21 protein-coding genes are annotated in these 17623 nt (G+C 59.5%); 14 read left to right on the top strand and 7 right to left on the bottom strand.

Annotation, left to right across the window (positions count from 1 at the left end):
- The 5 genes from Q4Q11_RS25040 to queE form a co-directional block, all read left to right on the top strand.
- Positions 1-1027, top strand: a 1027-nt coding sequence (locus Q4Q11_RS25040) for an aldo/keto reductase (protein WP_498571179.1), incomplete at its 5' end; no start/stop codon positions are given.
- Positions 1028-1245: 218 nt separating this feature from the next.
- A complete protein-coding gene (locus Q4Q11_RS25035; RefSeq protein ID WP_498571178.1) occupies positions 1246-1461 on the top strand; it encodes a ribbon-helix-helix domain-containing protein in 216 nt (71 codons plus the stop codon).
- Positions 1462-1824: 363 nt separating this feature from the next.
- Positions 1825-2535, top strand: coding sequence for a 7-cyano-7-deazaguanine synthase QueC (gene queC / locus Q4Q11_RS25030; protein ID WP_498571177.1), 711 nt, complete (start codon positions 1825-1827; stop codon positions 2533-2535).
- Positions 2535-2891 (top strand): 6-carboxytetrahydropterin synthase QueD, encoded by a 357-nt coding sequence (gene queD / locus Q4Q11_RS25025; RefSeq protein WP_112512016.1) that lies wholly within the window; start codon positions 2535-2537, stop codon positions 2889-2891. Before queC ends, queD begins: the two co-directional genes overlap by 1 nt.
- The gene (gene queE, locus Q4Q11_RS25020; RefSeq protein ID WP_112512019.1) at positions 2888-3616 is read left to right on the top strand and encodes a 7-carboxy-7-deazaguanine synthase QueE; all 729 of its coding nucleotides are present in this window, start codon (positions 2888-2890) and stop codon (positions 3614-3616) included. Before queD ends, queE begins: the two co-directional genes overlap by 4 nt.
- 202 nt (positions 3617-3818) lie before the next feature.
- On the opposite strand, the gene Q4Q11_RS25015 is transcribed toward queE, so the two are convergent.
- On the bottom strand, positions 3819-4181 hold the full coding sequence (locus Q4Q11_RS25015; RefSeq protein ID WP_112512024.1) for a metalloregulator ArsR/SmtB family transcription factor: 363 nt from the start codon (positions 4179-4181) through the stop codon (positions 3819-3821).
- 329 nt (positions 4182-4510) lie between these two features.
- Here Q4Q11_RS25015 and Q4Q11_RS25010 point away from each other — a divergent pair, with 329 nt between their 5' ends.
- Entirely contained in the window at positions 4511-4714 is a 204-nt protein-coding gene (locus tag Q4Q11_RS25010) for a hypothetical protein (RefSeq protein ID WP_498571176.1), read from the top strand.
- 148 nt (positions 4715-4862) lie between these two features.
- On the opposite strand, the gene Q4Q11_RS25005 is transcribed toward Q4Q11_RS25010, so the two are convergent.
- Complete coding sequence (locus Q4Q11_RS25005) at positions 4863-5753, bottom strand: SMP-30/gluconolactonase/LRE family protein (protein WP_112512029.1); 891 nt, start codon at positions 5751-5753, stop codon at positions 4863-4865.
- 88 nt (positions 5754-5841) lie between these two features.
- On the opposite strand from Q4Q11_RS25005, the gene Q4Q11_RS25000 reads away from it, so the two are divergent.
- Positions 5842-6261: a GlcG/HbpS family heme-binding protein gene (locus tag Q4Q11_RS25000; RefSeq protein WP_498571175.1), complete on the top strand. Its 420-nt coding sequence runs from the start codon at positions 5842-5844 to the stop codon at positions 6259-6261.
- Between the two features lie 62 nt (positions 6262-6323).
- On the opposite strand, the gene Q4Q11_RS24995 is transcribed toward Q4Q11_RS25000, so the two are convergent.
- Entirely contained in the window at positions 6324-7355 is a 1032-nt protein-coding gene (locus Q4Q11_RS24995; RefSeq protein ID WP_112512033.1) for an L-idonate 5-dehydrogenase, read from the bottom strand.
- A gap of 10 nt (positions 7356-7365) precedes the next feature.
- Positions 7366-8313 carry a 2-hydroxyacid dehydrogenase gene (locus Q4Q11_RS24990; RefSeq protein WP_112512035.1) on the bottom strand — a complete coding sequence of 316 codons (948 nt, stop codon included), beginning with the start codon at positions 8311-8313 and terminating at the stop codon, positions 7366-7368.
- A gap of 86 nt (positions 8314-8399) precedes the next feature.
- On the opposite strand from Q4Q11_RS24990, the gene Q4Q11_RS24985 reads away from it, so the two are divergent.
- From Q4Q11_RS24985 to Q4Q11_RS24960, 6 genes are all read left to right on the top strand, one after another.
- Positions 8400-9158, top strand: coding sequence for an SDR family oxidoreductase (locus tag Q4Q11_RS24985; RefSeq protein ID WP_498571174.1), 759 nt, complete (start codon positions 8400-8402; stop codon positions 9156-9158).
- The gene (locus tag Q4Q11_RS24980; RefSeq protein WP_112512040.1) at positions 9127-9669 is read left to right on the top strand and encodes a gluconokinase; all 543 of its coding nucleotides are present in this window, start codon (positions 9127-9129) and stop codon (positions 9667-9669) included. The genes Q4Q11_RS24985 and Q4Q11_RS24980 overlap by 32 nt, the downstream gene beginning before the upstream one ends.
- Positions 9666-10553 carry an NAD(P)-dependent oxidoreductase gene (locus tag Q4Q11_RS24975; protein WP_498571173.1) on the top strand — a complete coding sequence of 296 codons (888 nt, stop codon included), beginning with the start codon at positions 9666-9668 and terminating at the stop codon, positions 10551-10553. Before Q4Q11_RS24980 ends, Q4Q11_RS24975 begins: the two co-directional genes overlap by 4 nt.
- Entirely contained in the window at positions 10550-10882 is a 333-nt protein-coding gene (locus tag Q4Q11_RS24970) for a hypothetical protein (RefSeq protein ID WP_498571172.1), read from the top strand. The genes Q4Q11_RS24975 and Q4Q11_RS24970 overlap by 4 nt, the downstream gene beginning before the upstream one ends.
- A gap of 135 nt (positions 10883-11017) precedes the next feature.
- Positions 11018-12037 (top strand): LacI family DNA-binding transcriptional regulator, encoded by a 1020-nt coding sequence (locus Q4Q11_RS24965; RefSeq protein ID WP_498571171.1) that lies wholly within the window; start codon positions 11018-11020, stop codon positions 12035-12037.
- A gap of 230 nt (positions 12038-12267) precedes the next feature.
- Positions 12268-12807 (top strand): P-loop nucleotide/nucleoside kinase family protein, encoded by a 540-nt coding sequence (locus Q4Q11_RS24960; protein ID WP_498571170.1) that lies wholly within the window; start codon positions 12268-12270, stop codon positions 12805-12807.
- A 135-nt stretch (positions 12808-12942) separates the two neighbouring features.
- On the opposite strand, the gene Q4Q11_RS24955 is transcribed toward Q4Q11_RS24960, so the two are convergent.
- Genes Q4Q11_RS24955 through Q4Q11_RS24945 form a run of 3 tightly spaced genes read right to left on the bottom strand, consistent with a single transcriptional unit; the run spans position 12943 to position 16661 of the window.
- Positions 12943-14037: an ABC transporter substrate-binding protein gene (locus Q4Q11_RS24955; RefSeq protein ID WP_113217616.1), complete on the bottom strand. Its 1095-nt coding sequence runs from the start codon at positions 14035-14037 to the stop codon at positions 12943-12945.
- A gap of 40 nt (positions 14038-14077) precedes the next feature.
- A complete protein-coding gene (locus tag Q4Q11_RS24950) occupies positions 14078-15148 on the bottom strand; it encodes an ABC transporter permease (protein WP_112512056.1) in 1071 nt (356 codons plus the stop codon).
- 16 nt (positions 15149-15164) lie between these two features.
- The gene (locus tag Q4Q11_RS24945) at positions 15165-16661 is read right to left on the bottom strand and encodes a sugar ABC transporter ATP-binding protein (RefSeq protein WP_498571169.1); all 1497 of its coding nucleotides are present in this window, start codon (positions 16659-16661) and stop codon (positions 15165-15167) included.
- A gap of 383 nt (positions 16662-17044) precedes the next feature.
- Between Q4Q11_RS24945 and Q4Q11_RS24940 the strand changes: the two genes are divergently transcribed.
- Positions 17045-17623 (top strand): cupin domain-containing protein (locus tag Q4Q11_RS24940; protein ID WP_498571180.1); only part of this gene is annotated, 579 nt, incomplete at its 3' end.

Genomic DNA, 17623 nt, shown 5'->3' with positions numbered 1-17623 from the left:
GGAATGGGGATGGGGCGCCGACAAGGAGGCGGCACGAGCCATCTTCAACGCCTATGTCGATGCCGGCGGCAATTTCTTCGATACCGCCGATGCCTATACGGGCGGCACGTCGGAGACCTGGCTGGGCGAGTTTATCGCCGAACGCGGATTGCGCGACGGCGCCGTCGTTGCGACCAAATTCACCATGAACCTTACGGCACAGACGCCGAACGCGGCCGGCAACGGCCGAAAGAACATCCTGCGTGCCGTTGAAGGTTCTTTGAAGCGGCTTAACACGGACTACATCGATCTCTATCTCATGCACTGCTGGGATCGCCTGACGCCGCCCGAAGAGGTCATGCGCACCTTCGATGATCTTGTCCGCTCCGGCAAAGTGCGGCATGTCGGCTTGTCGGACGTTCCTGCATGGTATGCCAGCCGCGCCCAGGCCGTGGCCGAGCATCGCGGTTACGAGCCGATTTCGGCACTGCAGCTCGAATACTCGCTGGCCGAGCGCAATATCGAAAATGAATTCGTGCCGTTCGGAACGCGCTACGGCGCCGGCATCATGGCCTGGAGCCCGCTTGCAAGCGGTCTGCTCAGCGGCAAGTATCGCCCAAGCGGTGAGGGGCAAGTTGCAGGCCGGCTCGAAACCGTGCGCGGCACGACCAATCCCGGATTCCAGAAATTCACCGAGCGCAACTGGGCTATTATCGCCGAACTGGAGAAGGTGGCGGCAGAACTCGGCCGCAGCATGGCGCAGGTGGCGGTCAACTGGGCGATGACCCAACCTGGGATCGCCTCGATCATCATCGGTGCGACGAAACTGGAACAACTGAAGGACAATCTCAGCGCTCTGGAATTCGTCATACCCGCCGAACTGCGCCGGCGCCTCGATGCTGTAAGCGCGTTGCCGCCGACCTTCCCTTATTCCTTCTTCGGTCCGGAGATCCAGGGCAGCCTGACCGGCGGGCAAACGGTTGGCAGTAAGCCGGCAGGTTACTATCCGGATCTGAATATCTCGGGAAAATTTGCCGGCGTCAGCTGATGGTCTCGTTATCTAAGTCAATATGTCCGCGCCTGCGGCGCATATTGTTGCTGTCGCAAGCCTGCAAGTGGGACTGCCGTAGCAGATCCGGAGCCGGGAATCGTTTGCCGGCGACAACGTTAATTAATGAACACAAAAAGCTTTGGTGGCGGATCCTACATAATAGCGCAATTTGCGGCAGCGATATATATTCCCGATATCATATATCGGAGCTTCTCATGAGAACGTTGGTGGATATCGGCGAACGGGAATTCAAAGCGCTGGACCGGCTGGCGCAGCGGGAAAAAATGTCGAGAGCAGCACTGATCCGCAAGGCGGTCGATGACTTTCTGGCCAGGAACAATGTCGATAGCGAAGCAGAGGCCTTCGGGCTCTGGGGTGATCGAAAGATCGATGGTCTGGCGTATCAGGACGACATTCGCAGCGAATGGTGAAGGCTCTCTTCGACACAAATGTCTTGATCGATTATCTCAATGCCGTACCGCGCCGGTCGGGGATGCCTAGCGCCTTCGCTATCTCTTGTCAGCGGTAGGAATAGCATTTTGCAACCACGCGCACATCGCATTGGGAGAATTTGATCCGCAACAAGAGTGGGGGGTTCTGCGCCCTATTGCTCAATAATCTTCCGATCTCCGAGGAGGGGTACGCGGCAACGTCGCCTGCCGCACAATCATCGTCGCATTGCTCTCCTTCTGGCCATCAATGAAGCGGGATGCCTTGTTTCCATCGGTTTCTGCTGCTAGGGAGCCAAGAAATCCGGTCGCAGCCCACCCGGTCAAAACAAGGGATCCTGAATTATGAAGACTATCGTCGTCTGCTCCGGCGGACTGGACTCCGTTTCGCTTGCCCATAAGGTCGCAGCCGAACATCAGCTCATCGGCCTCGTCTCCTTCGACTATGGCCAGCGGCATCGCAAGGAAGTGGAATTCGCCAGCGCCTGCGCCAAGCGCCTCGGCGTGCCGTATCAGATCATCGACATAACGGCCATCGGCAAGCATCTGACCGGATCGGCTCTGACAGACAATGTCGATGTGCCCGATGGACACTATGCCGAGGAGACCATGAAGGCGACGGTCGTGCCCAACCGCAACGCGATCATGCTGGCGATCGCCTTCGGGCTTGCGGCCGCTCAGAAGGCGGATGCGGTCGCCGTTGCCGTTCACGGCGGCGACCATTTCATCTATCCCGATTGCCGGCCCGGCTTCATCGACGCTTTCCAGCAGATGCAGAACCATGCGCTCGAAGGCTATGCCAGCGTTTCGCTCCATGCGCCCTATGTGACGGTTTCGAAGGCGGATATCGTTGCCGACGGCGCCCGCCACCAGGTTCCCTTCTCCGAAACCTGGTCCTGCTACAAGGGTGGGGAGCGTCATTGCGGCCGCTGCGGCACCTGCGTCGAGCGGCGCGAAGCCTTTCATCTTGCCGCCGTCGACGATCCCACCGATTACGAGGATCCCGATTTCTGGGTCGCTGCGACATCAAGCTTCTTTGCCCGGGAGGTGAAGTGATGTTCCGCATCACCAAGGAGTTTCATTTCTCCGCCTCGCATCAGCTCGCGCATCTGTCTGACGATCACCAATGCGCGCGCATGCATGGGCACAATTACATCGTCGTGGTGGAACTTTCAGCGGCCGAACTCGATGAGAACGGCTTCGTGCGCGACTATCACGAGCTTCAGCCGCTGAAGCGCTATATCGATGATGCCTTCGACCACCGCCATCTCAACGATGTCCTCGGCCATGATCGCGTCACTTCGGAGTGCCTTGCCAAGCACTTCTATGACTGGTGCAAGACCCGGCTGCCGGAGACCTCGGCTGTGCGTGTCAGCGAGACGCCGAAGACATGGGCGGAATACCGGCCATGAGTGAAGCGCGCATTCGCGTCAGCGAGATCTTCGGACCGACGATCCAGGGCGAGGGGATATTGATCGGCCTCCCAACGATTTTCGTGCGCACCGGCGGCTGCGACTATCGCTGCTCCTGGTGCGACACGCTGCACGCTGTCGACAGTGACTATCGCGATCAATGGCAGCCAATGTCCGTGGACGAAATCTGGCAAGAAGTAACAAGGCTCTCCGGCGGCAAGCCGCTCACGATTTCACTCTCGGGCGGCAATCCCGCAATCCAGCCGCTCGCTCCGCTGATCGAGCGCGGCCATGCGCAAGGCTATCGTTTTGCGCTGGAAACGCAAGCGAGCCTAGCCAAGGACTGGTTCGCCGAGCTTGACGTGCTGGTGCTGAGCCCGAAACCGCCTTCGAGCGGCATGATAACGGACTGGACTGCTTTCGATGACTGTCTGCGCATGGCCGGCGATAAAGCGCAAATTGCGCTGAAGATCGTCATATTCGACGACCTCGACTACGCCTATGCGCAGGAGGCCGCGTCGCGTTATCCTCATTTGCCTCTCTATCTGCAGCCCGGCAATCATACGCCGCCGCCTGCAGACGCGGATGATGCCCTCGTGGACATTGACGGAATTGTCGAGCGCATGCGCTGGCTGGTCGACAAGGTCAGCGTTGACAGATGGTTCGAGGCCAGAGTGCTGCCGCAACTGCACGTCATCATCTGGGGCAACAAGCGCGGCGTTTGAGCGAGCGCGGATTGGGCGCCTCTTTGGCGCCCTCAGGGCATGATGCCGAAAAGTGTCAGGTGATTTTGGCCGGCGTCATGTTCTACCCCTTTGATTCCAGGAGGTATTCAGATTTTAGGTCGAACCGACCTAAAATCATCCGGCTCCAGCGCAGATCTTCGCAGCACGGTCGATGGCCGGCGCAGCAAAGCCTGTCGCCGCCCTACGATTTCCCGTCGTGACTGTCGCTCCCGGCGGCGATATTCCTCGCTTTAGGCTTGGATTCAACATCAAAAAGTTCGGCAAGCGTCTTCAGAATTCGCAGAACGCCGGGATGGTCGCAGCTATAATATCTGAATTGCGCCTGGCGGCGCACTTTGACGATGCCCGAATGATGCAGGCGGGTCAGATGCTGGCTCAGTGCCGATTGCGATATTCCAAGTTTCTTGGCCAGGCTGTTTACATCTTCCTCATGGTCGGACAGATGGATACAGACCTCCAGTCGCTTGGGATTTGAAAGCTGGTTGAGAAGGTCTGCGTGGTAGATGAGACGCTCATCTTCTCTGGTCTGATCTGAGGAATACATAGCGCGGCCAATCGTTGATGGTTAATCTTAAAAATCCCTCTCTGCGTCGCGCGATAATAAACGCAAAAGCTGCACAATTAAGGTCTGGATATTGCAGAACATTACGCCTTCGCGGAACAAGCGGGCCTCCCACTTAGGCCGATCTCCATCGATCAACCTTCTTCGACCGACAACTAGGGTCTTATTGCAATTTTGGAATATGTGCTGCCCAAGGGTTTTGCAATTATCCTGTAACAAAATCGAACGAATTGCCTTGTTTTTGTCCGGGTTCTGACATCGCACTGCTAATAAAGCGGTTTATCTTCTGCTCCAACGAACAGGAGGTAACCATGACCCAAAGGGACTTGACGATCGCCGAAGTTCTCAAAGATCCGCTGATCCGCCAGGTCATGCGCGCGGATCGCATTTCCGTGACCGGAATGGCGACCCTGCTGCAGGATGCTGCGCGCCGGCAGGAGCGTGCTCTGTCGGTCAATCTGGCACCGATCGCTCGTGCGGCTTCTTCCTCCATGCCTCAGGCCGGTCTGCGCTGATATCTTCTTTCCCTTGCGACAACGGCAATCGCTGCATGTTGGGCGATTGCCGCCGTTTTGGTTTCAGGCGACCGGATGGCCTCCCACTGGAGGCGCGCCCGCTTCTTGCCGAAGCCCTTGCTGCCGCCTCATTTTCAAGCTTCGGCCATCAGAGGGCGCCGCTCCGGTTCAAAGAGATCGCATAGACGCTTGTCGTTGCTGTCATGAAGAGCCTGTGCTTGCCGCGACCGCCGAAACAGAGATTGGAAACGGTTTCAGGCACGAGGATCTTGCCCAGGAGATGGCCATCGGGCGCGATGCAGTGCACGCCGTCGGCTGCGGACGACCAGAGATTGCCGTCGCTGTCGAGGCGCATGCCGTCGGCACAGCCGGGCGAAATGACATGAAATACCTCGCCGCCCGATAGCCGCCAGTTTTCGCTGACATTGAAAACGCGGATGTGCTGCGCATCGCTGCCATGCATGCGGCCGGTATCGGCGACATAGAGTTTTTTCTCATCAGGGCTAAAGGCAAGTCCATTTGGGCAATTGAAATCCGTCAACACCGCCTGCATGGCCCCGGAAGGATCGACACGATAGACGTTGCATGGCAATTCCTGCTCGCTTCTATGCCCTTCATAGTCGGTGGCGATGCCATAGTGGGGGTCACTGAACCAGACGGCGCCGTCCGAGGCGACAATCACATCGTTTGGTGAATTCAGGCGTTTGCCCTGATAGCTGTCTGCGATGACGGTGATCGATCCATCATGTTCCGTGCGCGTGACGCGCCTGCCGCCGTGTTCGCAGCTCACGAGCCGGCCCTGCCGGTCGCGCGTATGACCGTTCGAAAAATTCGAAGGTTCGCGAAACACACTCGTGCCGACGCCAGGGATCCAGCGCATGATGCGGTTGTTGGGAATGTCGGAGAAAAGCAGGCAGTTCAGATCTCCGAACCACACAGGACCTTCGACCCAATCGAACCCTGTGGCGATCTGCTTGACGGGAGCATTGCCAAGAACGAATTTCCCGAAGGCCGGATCCATGATCTCGAAGAACGACATTGTGACAATACCTCCCTAAGGTTACATCGAGAGATCGATGTGTTATCGATAACATATTCAATCGAGTCCGCAAGCGGGAGGATAGTGCATGAGCCATGTTCTGACGTCGAGTGTCCTGAGCGACGAAGGGGTGATGACGTTGTTGACCGCTGCGATCTCGGCTGCTTCTGAGATGGGGCAGCCGCAATGCATCGTCATCGTCGATCAGTCCGGTGTGACGCTCGGCTCCTTCCGTATGCGTGGTTCGCGTTTTCAGTCGTTGAAAAGCGCGGCTGCCAAGGCGCAGACGGCCGCTTCCATCGGTGCGCCGAGCCATTCCCTGCCGGAGCATGCAAGGGTGCCCCCGGCCGTTGCAACGCGCGGCGGGATGACGGGTCTGCGCGGGGGCTTGCCGATCCGTGTCGGCGGCACGCTTGTCGGCGGGATCGGCGTCGGATCAGGCTCCGGAGAGCAGGACGAGCAGGTTGCCCGTGCCGCCCTTAACGCGATCGGTGCCGATCTCGATTAGACCGGATGCGAGCGCGAAATCCATTTCATTTTCGATGAGGTGGATTTCGCGCGGTTTTCGCTTCAGGCGAAGACGATCTGCGCCTTCATGGCCTTGCTTCGATCCGAAGCGATTTCGAAAGCACTGATCGCCTCGGCAAGCGGTACCGTATGGGTAATGAGCGGCCGCACATCGATGAGGCCCTTGCGCATCAGATCAACACCGACGGCAAACTCCTCGTGAAAACGGAAGGAGCCGCGCAATTCCAGTTCCTTGGCCGTGATCGAAAGCATCGGCAGGCTCATGTCGCCGCCGATACCAAGCTGGACGATGATCCCGCGCGGTCGAAGTGCCGCAATACCGCCGGCAAGCGCCGCAGCAGCGCCGGAGCATTCGTAGAGCACATCGAAAGTGCCCTTGTCGGCGGAATAGGCGGCAAGCGCTTCCGGCTCGTTCTTCGTATTGATGACCCTGTCGGCACCCGCTTGCCTGGCAAGCGACAAGGTGAAGTCCGAAAGATCGGTCGCTACGATCTCGACAGCACCTGCGCGGCGTGCGGCGAGGATCGAGAGGACGCCGATCGGGCCGCAGCCGGTTATGAGAACGCGTTTGCCGAGCATCTCGCCCGCACGCCGGGTGGCGTGGAGCGTGACGGCCAAAGGTTCCGCCATGGCTGCTTCACCCGGCGTTAGCCCGTCTGCCGGCACGCATTGGATGGCATCGGCGACGAGCGTTTCGCGGAATGCGCCCTGGATATGCGGGAAGGGCATGGCGCTTCCATAAAAGCGCATGTTGAGGCATTGATTGGGCAGGCCCTGCAGGCAGTAGCGGCAGCTCCGGCATGGACGGGAGGGGGAGACGGCAACGAGCTGACCGATTTCGAGCCCTTCTACGCCGGGGCCGAGTGCGGTCACCGTTGCGCTGACCTCATGCCCGAGGATCATCGGCTCCTTCAGTCGCACGGTGCCGAAGCCGCCATGATGGTAGTAATGCAGGTCGCTGCCGCAGACCCCGCCGGTCGCGAGCGTCAGCTTGACTTCTCCAGCCCCTGGTTCTTCTTCCGGATAATCCTCGATCCGCACATCCTTGGCGGCGTGAGCGACAATGGCTTTCATGTCTTTCTCCTCAAAGAACGGGTGTCGGCAGGGCCTGGCCGGCGAAATGAGCGGCCAGATTGTCGCGCACCAGCTGCCCCATGGCCTTGCGTGTCTCCACCGTACCGGAGGCGTGATGGGGCTGCAGCAGCACATTGTCGAGCGCCAGGAAGCGGGGATTGAGCTTCGGCTCGCCTTCGAAGACGTCGAGTGCTGCCGATCCGAGCTTGCCGGTTTCCAGTGCGTCAAGCAGTGCCTCTTCGTCGATATTGGAGGCTCTGGAGATGTTGATCAGCATACCTTCCGGGCCGAGCGCCTCGATCACCTTTTGACCGACGATGTGTCGGGTTGCCGAGGAGGCGGCAAGCGTGACGAACAGGAAATCCGATTGCCGCGCGAGTTCGACGGGATCCGCGACAAAGGTCATGTCGGAGGCGTAGGCTTTCGCTTCGACGTCGGAATAGGCGATCTGCATGTCGAAGCCCTTCAGGCGCTTGGCGACTTCGAAGCCGATGCGGCCGAGGCCCAGCACGCCTGCACGCCGCCCCCAGACGCGGCGCTTGAGGGGATAAAGCCCCTTTTGCACCCAGCTGCCGTCACGCACCCATGTCTCCGCGCCGATCATGCCGCGCGACAGGCAGAGCATCATAGCAATCCCAAGGTCGGCAACGTCATTTGTGAGCACGTCGGGCGTATTGGTGACACGGATGCCGCGCTCGCGGCAGGCTTGCAGATCGACGGCGTCGAAGCCGACGCCATAGACCGAAATGACCTCCAGTTTCGGGCAGGCTTCGATCATGGCGCGGTTGGCACCGAGCTCGCCGCGCGTCGCAATCGCCCTGACCGACGGTCCGACCTCAGCAAGCAGCTTGTCCTTGTCGGCGGCCTCGAAATAGCGATGAACGTGAAACGCTGCCTCGAGCGGTTCCTGATCCCATTGCGGATAGGGACCAATCTGCAGGATCGGTGGCTTATCCATCTTTCAAGTCCTCCCTTGACATCAAATGTTATCGATAACATAAACAGGAGATGCAATCATTGTCGAGATGAAAAACGGAGGAAACGATGTCTGTTGGTCTTTTTGATCTGAAAGGACGGCGCGCCCTGGTGACCGGTTCTTCCCAAGGCATCGGACTTGCGCTCGCCAAGGGGTTGGCCGCTGCCGGCGCAGCGATCGTGCTTAACGGCCGTGATCGCAAAAAGCTTGCAAAGGCGGCCGAAAGCTTTAGCGGCGAGGTACACATGCTGGCATTCGACGCCACCGATCATGCGGCCGCGCGTCAGGCCGTCGATGCATTCGAGGCCGAAACCGGCGCGATCGACATCCTCGTCAACAATGCCGGCATGCAGTTTCGCACGCCGCTCGAGGATTTTCCGGCCGATGCTTTCGAACGGCTTTTGCGTACGAACATATCGAGCGTCTTCAATGTCGGCCAGGCCGTCGCGCGGCACATGATCAAGCGAGGCGCCGGCAAGATCATCAATATCGCAAGCGTGCAGACGGCGCTGGCGCGCCCCTCGATTGCTCCTTACACGGCAACCAAGGGGGCCGTCGGCAATCTGACCAAGGGCATGGCGACGGATTGGGCCAAACATGGGCTGCAATGCAACGCCATTGCGCCGGGCTATTTCGATACGCCGTTGAACGCGGCGCTCGTCGCCGATGCCGATTTCTCGGCGTGGCTGGAAAAACGCACGCCCGCAGGGCGTTGGGGCCGCGTTGAGGAATTGGTCGGCGCCTGCATTTTCCTTGCCTCGGATGCCTCCTCTTTTGTCAACGGTCATGTGCTCTATGTCGACGGCGGCATCACAGCGTCTCTCTGACGGCGCAAAGCCGTGCCGCTTCGTTATCATGGGCGTCAGCGGCTGCGGCAAATCGTCGGTTGGCTCGGCGCTCGCACAACGCCTTGGCGGCATTTATGTTGACGGGGATGATCTTCATCCCGCCGCCAATGTCGCCAAGATGAGTGCCGGCATTCCTTTGACCGACACCGATCGGTGGCCCTGGCTCGACAAGATCGGTCGATGTCTGGTTTTGGCCGATAAGACGGCGCTGATTGGATGTTCGGCGCTCAAGCGCAGCTATCGCGATCGGATTCGCGAAGTCGCCGGAGCGCCGGTTTCGTTCGTCCACCTCGCCGGCACGCGGGAAACCATCTTGGAACGTCTGCAGGCGAGGCGGGATCACTTCATGCCGCCGGCGTTGCTCGACAGCCAATTTGCCGCGCTGGAGCCGCCTGGCGCCGACGAACAGGCGATCACAGTCGATATTAGCCAGCCGCTCGATGCGGTCGTTGCGGCTATCATGACAGCATTGGAGGAGAGGCAATCATGAGCAACAAAGTGGCGCTGATCGGCGTCGGCGCAATGGGCGGTGCGATCGGCGCCCGCCTGGCGGAGACCGGCAATCAGCTGACTGTTTTCGATCTCGACAAGGACAAGGTTGCGGCTCTGACCGCAAAAGGCGCTACGGCTGCCATCAGTGCGGCCGCGGCGGCAGCCGTTTCCGATTTCGTCATTCTGAGCCTCAATTCCCCGAAGATCGTCCATGCCGCGGTATTCGGGCTCGAAGGCGTTGCAGCGGGCGCAGGGCCGGGCACGCTGATCATCGATATGTCATCGATCGATCCCGACGCGACCAAGGCGCTTGCCGCAGAAGCGGCGGAAAGGGGATTGCGCTGGGTGGACAGCCCCCTTTCCGGTGGAGCGCCGAAGGCCTTGATTGGACAGTTGACGCTGATGGCCGGCGGTAGCGAACAGGATGTCGCGGACGCGCATCAGGTGCTGCGTCATGTGGCATCGAACTACACCCGTATGGGTCCTGTCGGTGCGGGCCAGACCACGAAGCTCGTCAATCAGGTTCTTTGCGCATTGAATTTCCTCGCGGTCGCAGAAGCCACACAGCTGGCGCTCGATGCCGGCGTCGATGCCGCCAAGATCCCGCAGGCGCTGAAGGGCGGCAGGGCCGACAGCGCCATTTTGCAAGAATATATGCCGCGCTATGTCGCCAAGGATTATCGCCGCACCGGCAGGATCGACAACATGGTCAAGGATCTGAACGGCGCTCAGGATCTTGCCCGCAGGACCAACACCGCCATGCCGCTGACCGCCGTCTGTGCAGAGATACACCGTATGCTGACGGCATCCGGGCTTGGTGGTGAAGACCAGGCGGCATTGATGGAATTCTTCAAAGGGCCGAACAAGGAGATCGCCGGATGATTACAAGATATGCATTGTTTGAAGGCAAAGTTAGGGAAGGGGAGACGGAGGCTTTTCGAACCGCCGTTATGGAAACCATTCTGCCGAAGTGGAAACAATTTCCAGACGCCCTCGACGTTAGGGTTACCTTTGCCGAGACGCGCGATGAAGGCGCTCCCGAGTTTCCGATGATCTTGGCCGTCAATTATCCGGATATGGCTGCCGTCGAAAAGGCTCTTGCAAGCCCGGTGCGCACCGAAGCTCGTGCGGCGACGGAAGCCGTGCTGTCGCGCTTTTTCGAAGGACGCATCCATCATCATGTGACGCTAGCGCATGAGTTCCAGCTCTAGTCTGGCTGCCGCAAGAGGTTTCCGACGCAGCCGCGCCCATGGCGTTTTGCTCGTCTTGCGGGATAGCTGAAGGCGCCTCTTGCCATTCTGGGAAGAGGCATATTACTCTGATGGTAACGATAACATAGGCCATGAATGAGTAACGAACGCAAAGCGCCAACGATGGCGGACATAGCCCGCGTCATGGGAGTCTCTCCCATGACCGTATCGCGTGCCTTCAAGGCCGACAGTCTGGTCAGTCCGGAGACCCGCGAGGCGATCCTGCGCACAGCGGAGGAACTGGGCTATGTCTTCGACAGCACGGCTTCCAACCTGCGTTCGCAAAAGTCCGGCTTTGTCGCCGTCACCATTCCCTCGATCAACAACGCTAATTTCGCCGATACGGTTGGCGGTCTTTCCGATACTCTGTCCAAGCGGGACATGCAGATCCTGCTCGGCTACACGAACTACAATGTCGAAGAGGAGGAGCGCCTCATCGAACAGCTGCTCCGCCGCAAGCCGGAGGCGATTGTCGTGACCGGCGGCACCCATACCGAGCGGGCTCGCAAACTTCTGCAAACGGTAGCCATCCCGGTGATCGAGACCTGGGACATACCGAATGATCCGATCGGCCACTATGTCGGCTTCTCCAACAGGGCCGTCATGCGCGATATGGTCGATCATTTCGTCGCGCTCGGTTGCCGGCGCATCGCCTTCATCGGCGGGGATGTGCAGCGCGATTCGCGCGGCAGCGAGCGCAAGCTCGGTTTCATCGCGGCCATGCAGGCGCATGGGCTCGATGCCTCCAGGCTGATCGCAGCCGGATCGCCACCGATTTCGATGCGCGAAGGCGCCAATGCCATGGCGAAGCTGATTAAGCTTTATCCGGATACGGAAGCGGTCGTCTGCGTCTCGGATCTGGCCGCCTATGGTGCGCTGACCGAATGCCGCCGGCTCGGAATCCCCGTACCCGAGCGTTTTTCCATCGGCGGTTTCGGCAACTATGAAATCGGCGAGGTCTGCGTGCCGACGCTGACGACGATCAATGCGTTTGCCCGCGAAATCGGTGAGCGGACGGCTGAATTGATCCTCGATATTCTTGATGGCGCCCAGCAGGCGGGCAATGTCAGGATTTCACCGCAGCTGATTGTACGCGACAGCAGCCGGGCGCTTTAGGGCAGTGTCTGCGATGCTGTAAATCACCCCGGTCTTTGCTCCTTTCCTGATTGGATCCCAGGAAAACAGCTGATATACGGGCTGGATGGACAAGCTTCAAAGCTGCAACTTGCCGATTATTCGCACCATTCAATGAATGGTGGGCTTTTGCACGTTCCTTGTTCAAATGATGCAACCCGCCCCGAGGCGGGTTTTTTCTTCCGTTTGCGGGGTCTCAACCGGAGACGGACATGTCCGATCATGAAACCAATGCGTCGCGCGCGACGCTCCATATGCTTTGCGGCAAAATTGCCGCTGGAAAATCGACGCTGACGGCGAAGCTTGGCCAGATGCCCTTAACCATCGTCCTGGGCGAAGATTGGTGGATGAGCCGCCTCTTCGGTGACGAATTGAACGACGTGGCTGACTATATCCGCTATTCGCGGCGGCTGCGTGACGTCATTGGTCCTGTCGTCCAGGATCTGTTGGGTATCGGCGTATCGGTTGTTCTGGATTTCCCGGCAAATACTCCTGCTCTCCGGTCATGGATGCGAACGCTTTTCGAGGCGGCCGGCGCCGATCACCGGCTATATTTCCTGGATGTGCCGGATGAGCTTTGTAAGGCGCGCTTACGGGCACGCAATGCCGCCGGGACGCACGACTTTGCGGCCTCCGACGCCCAATTCGATGAAATCACGAAATATTTCGTAGCCCCCACGGAAGCGGAAGGGTTCAGCATCGTCCGATTGGCTGCCGCCTCAGCGGATGAGACGCTCGATAGGTCCTTGTGACGGATCGATATCGGCGTCGCGAACTCGATGAGAACATCGCTGCAAAACCGGTGTTGCTTTACCAAGTTCTGCAAGCGATGCCAGCGAGTAAAATTGCGAGCCCGCCGAAGGGCTCGCTTCATTCAAGCCAGGTGATTACTTGCCCCAGATCTTCTTATATTGGTCCTTGTAGCCATTGTCCGGATCGAAGGTGTTCTTCGGGCCGCCATCGGACTGGATGTTGTCCGCCGTCACCACATGCAGCGGCGAGAGATAGCCGGACCATTTTTGACCGGCGAAAGCGCGATTGAGTTCGTCGACCAGCTGCCACCCCTGGAGATTAAGGGGCTCGGCCACCGTGACCTTCTGGAACTGGCCGGCGCGGATGCGCTCATAGGCAGACTGCGAGCCGTCGCCGGCTGCGACGTTGATCGGCGCGTCGGTGCCGCTCTTGCCCGCCGAGGCAAGCGAAGGTCCCATGAAGTCGAAATAAAGGTCGTTGATCGCCAGCGAGTGCGTCCAGCTGTCTCCGTATTTCTGCAGCAGCGATGTCGTCAGCTGCGGCATGCGCTGCGACGTCTCGGCGATCGGGGTATCGACATATTCGAGCACCTTGCCGCCCAGCCGTTCGATCTCCTGCTTCATCTTGTCCGCCTTGGCAATCGCGATCGCATAGGTGGAGTCGGTGAAGATGATGACACCGGGCTTGCCCTTGGCATCGACGAAGGCCCAGTCGGCAGCCGCCTTCGAGACCTCCATGGCGTCGGTGCTGACATTGGCGAAAAGGCCATTCTTCTCGTCCGGACCGATCACCGGGCCGGCATGCCAGGCGACCAGCGGGATCTTGGCGGCCTTTGCCTGCTCCAGCGCCGGAGCCTGTTCGACGGCATCGAAGCCGTCGATGATGATGCCGGCAGGCTGCAAGGCTATCGCCTGACCGAAAGCGGCCGTGCGTCCGCCGATGGAACCGGCGCCATCGAGAACCTTCACCTGCCAGCCGATCGCCTTTGCCGCTTCTTCGACGCCGTTGCTGACACCGAGAATGCCGCCATTCTTGAGGTCGCCCGCAAGCACGACGATGGTCTTGCCGGCCTGCGCCTTCGGCCCCGTGGTCGGTCCGTCCCATTTGGTGACAGGGGTTGCATATTTGCCGACGACGGCTTTCGCATCGGCCATCGGATCGGCATAGGCCTGGCCGGCGCTGAGCACCAGTACCGCGGTCGTTGCCTGCAGGAATTGTCTACGGTTCATGTCTTCTCCTCCCTTTGGACATTCGAACTTCAGATGATTTTCACTTTTCCGCCGGCTTTGCGGAAAGCTGCGGCGCCTGGGCTGGTGCCATGCGCCCTTGATGGCTGCGACGGCGCTGCGCGTAACCGGCAATGCCGATGGCAACGAGCAGGGTGACGCCGTTGAACAGAGGCTCGACATAGAAGGAGCCGCCGAACTGCTGGATGCCGGCAATGCCGACCGCCAGAATGATGACGCCGATCATCGTGCCCCAGACATTGACGCGGCCCGGCTTGATCGTGGTCGATCCGAGGAAGGCGCCGACCAATGCTGGCAGGAGATATTCGAGCCCGACGCTTGCTTGGCCGATGCGAAGCTTGGAGGCGAGCAGGACGCCGGCAATGGCGGCAAGCGTGCCCGAGGTGACGAAGGCGCCGATGACGAAACGGCGGACGGGAATCCCGTTCAAGGCCGCAGCCTTCGGATTGGCGCCGATCGCATAGATGTAACGGCCGATCGGCAGATATTCGAGGACGATCCACATGACGAAGGCCAGCGCCAGGACATAGATGCCGGTGATCGGCAGGCCGAAGACCATGGTGCCGTTCAGCGCATAAAACCCTTGCGGCAGCATGCCGACCACCTGCCGTCCGCCGGTGTGCCAGAGCGCGATCGCATAAAGGACCGTGCCGGTGCCGAGCGTGGCGATGAAGCTGTCGATCTTGGCGATCTCTACCAGGAGACCGTTCAGGAAGCCGGTCAGTGCGCCAAGGGCAATGACGATCAGGACGGCAATTGGCCAGGGCAGCCCGAACATCGTCTGAAGGCTGATTGCGAGCACATGCCAGAGCACGATGCCATAGCCGATCGTCAGATCGATGCGGCCGGCCGCCATGGGGATCATCGCCGCCAGCGACAGGATGGCGATGATCGTCTTGTCGGAAATGATCGAACGCAGGTTGAGCATCGTCGGAAATGTCTGCGGCAGCAGCACCGAGAAAAGCAGGATCAGAAGCACAGTCAGAATGACGAGGCCATAGACCGGCAGCAGGCGCTGGATCTTCTGGCCGAAGCTCATTGCCGAAAGCTCGGCGCGGGTCGGCTCGAGCGCGTTCGATTCGATCGATTGCATGATGTTTTCCTCCGGTTCAGGCCGCTTCTGATGCAGATGCGGCGGCGATGACCGCCGGTGTTGTCAGATCAGCGCCGGCAAGTTCGCGCACGATCCTTCCGCGCGAAAACACCAGGGCTCGGTGGCAGATATGGGCGATTTCCTCGAAATCCGTGGAGACGACAAGGACGGCAAGGCCAGCCTCGACGGCCTCGGCGATCAGGCGATAGATGTCGGCCTTGGCACCGACGTCGACGCCGGCGGTTGGGTCTTCGGCGATCAGCAATTTGCGGCCAGTCGCCAGCCATCGTCCGACGACGACCTTCTGCTGATTGCCGCCCGACAGCGCCTCGATGGCAAGGCTCTGGTCGTTGGGCCTAAGACCGACGCGGCTTCCGAGCGAATAGGCAGCTTCCGCTTCCCGGCGCGGCGACAGGAATGAAAACAGGCCTCGTCCGGAAGCTCCGGGGTTCAGGAACGTATTTTCACGCAGGCTGAGCGACATGGCGACCGACTCTTCCGTCCGGTCCCTGGCGATCAGACCGATACCGGAGGCCATCGCCGCGACCGTGCTGGAAAGGTCGGGCTCCGCTCCGTTCAAGCGGACGCTTCCTCGCGACGGTTCGCAGCCGAACAGTGCGCGCCCAATGAGTTCCTGACCGGCGCCTCGCAAGCCGACGAGACCAAGCAACTCGCCCTGGCGGATATCGAAGGAGACCGGTCCGGCGCCGCGGCAGGAAAGTTCTTTCACCGAAACGATGGCAGGCCCTGCGCTTCTTTCCGCTTTGACGAAAAGCTGGTCTGCCTTGCGCCCGACGATCATGCGGATGAGTTCATCCGGCGTCGTTTCGCAGACGGGCTTCTGGCCGACCAGATGCCCGTCGCGCAGAACGGCAACGCGATCGGCAATCCGGAAGATCTCGTCGAGGCGATGCGAGACGTAGATCATGGCGACGCCACGGTCTTTCAGCGGCCGAATGGCGGCAAAGAGTTTTTCGACTTCATCGGCAGGCAGGCTCGCCGTCGGCTCGTCGAGCACCAGCACATCCGCCTCGACGGCAAGCGCACGGGCGATGGCGACCAGCGACTTTTCCGTGCGGGTCAGCTCCTGCACGCGGGTCGAGGGATCGAAATCGCAGCCGACAAGCTTCAACGCCTCTGCCGTGCGCCGCTCGGTTGCCCGCCAGTCGATCAGTCGACCCCGCAGGGAATAGCCCTGCGCAAGCCCGACATTCTCCCCCACCGTCATCCATTCGATCAGCCCGAGATCCTGGTGGATGAAGGCGACGGGCTGGCGCTGGTTCGGTTGCGGCGGGCGGTGATGGTAGGGCTTGCCGCGAAACAGGATCTGGCCGCCATCCGGCTTGTAGATGCCCGCCAATGTCTTGATGAGCGTCGATTTGCCGGCGCCGTTTTCTCCGAGCAGCGCCAGGATTTCGCCCCGCTGCAGGTCGAGTGACACATGCGACAGCGCGCGCGTTCCGCCAAATTCCTTGGTGATGTCGGAAAATTCGAGCAGCTTTCCGTCGTCCATCCCGCTCCTCCCAAAGCTTCGATAGGAACAGGCTATGTTATCGATAACATTCCGTCAAGAGGCTCGATGGTGGCGGTCAGGATATCGCAGTCCCAAAGGAGCAGAACGTATTACTAAAATGGTTTGTTTAAGCGTAAAATATATAATCGGCAGCCGCGGATCGTACTATGAAATCATATAACTATAAACTAAATATCTCTATTACGAACTATGATATAATACACAACAATCATGCAGTAATATTTTGCGATTGTCGCATTGACTTTATGTCTATTCTAAAGTTGTTTGCGAAGAAATGTAGGCGGCGATCTTCTGGGTGCGCATAGTGCGTGTTTTGTCAGCCGATCGGTTGGCGCCGAATACGGGGAAACTATTTGACCTACGTGACGCAGTCGGTGTTCAAAATTGACAAGGCTGACGCTGAAGAAATGACAGCGCACTATGCAAGGACCTTGTTTCCCGCCATTGTCGAACCTCTCAACGGTCATGGGACGATCTCAGTGGAGGACCGCCATTACACAATCGGCTCCTTCAGCGTCTGGAGCGGAAAATGTCATTCCGGCATGAGCGTCGCGGTTCCCGGCGGCCCCGATGCCTACTGTCTCTATCTGCCGACGTCTGGCAGGATGCTAATCGATGCGCGAGGACGGCAACTGGAATCGGTGCCGGGCAGGGCGGTGCTGGCTGACATGTCGTCGTTTAAACGGCTCACTCTGTTCGAAGAGCGCGGCCATGTGGGTGTAGCGTTCAAAAAATCGGTGATGATCAGGCAGCTTAGCGATCTGCTGGATGCGCCGGTCTTAGACGATCTAGAATTTTCAAACCCCGTCGATCTGGCGTCGGAGCGCGGGTTGCAGATTGCCGCGCTTGGAAATCTGATCTGGCAGGATCTGGCTGCGGAGAAATCAGATAGATCCTCTGCTGCATACACCGAATGTCTCCTGCAGGCGATGATGATTGCC

The sequence above is a fragment of the Rhizobium sp. UFLA01-1127 genome (genome assembly GCF_059803845.1).
Note: the sequence above shows the minus strand (reverse complement) of the source record. Positions and strands in the feature narration are given on the sequence as shown.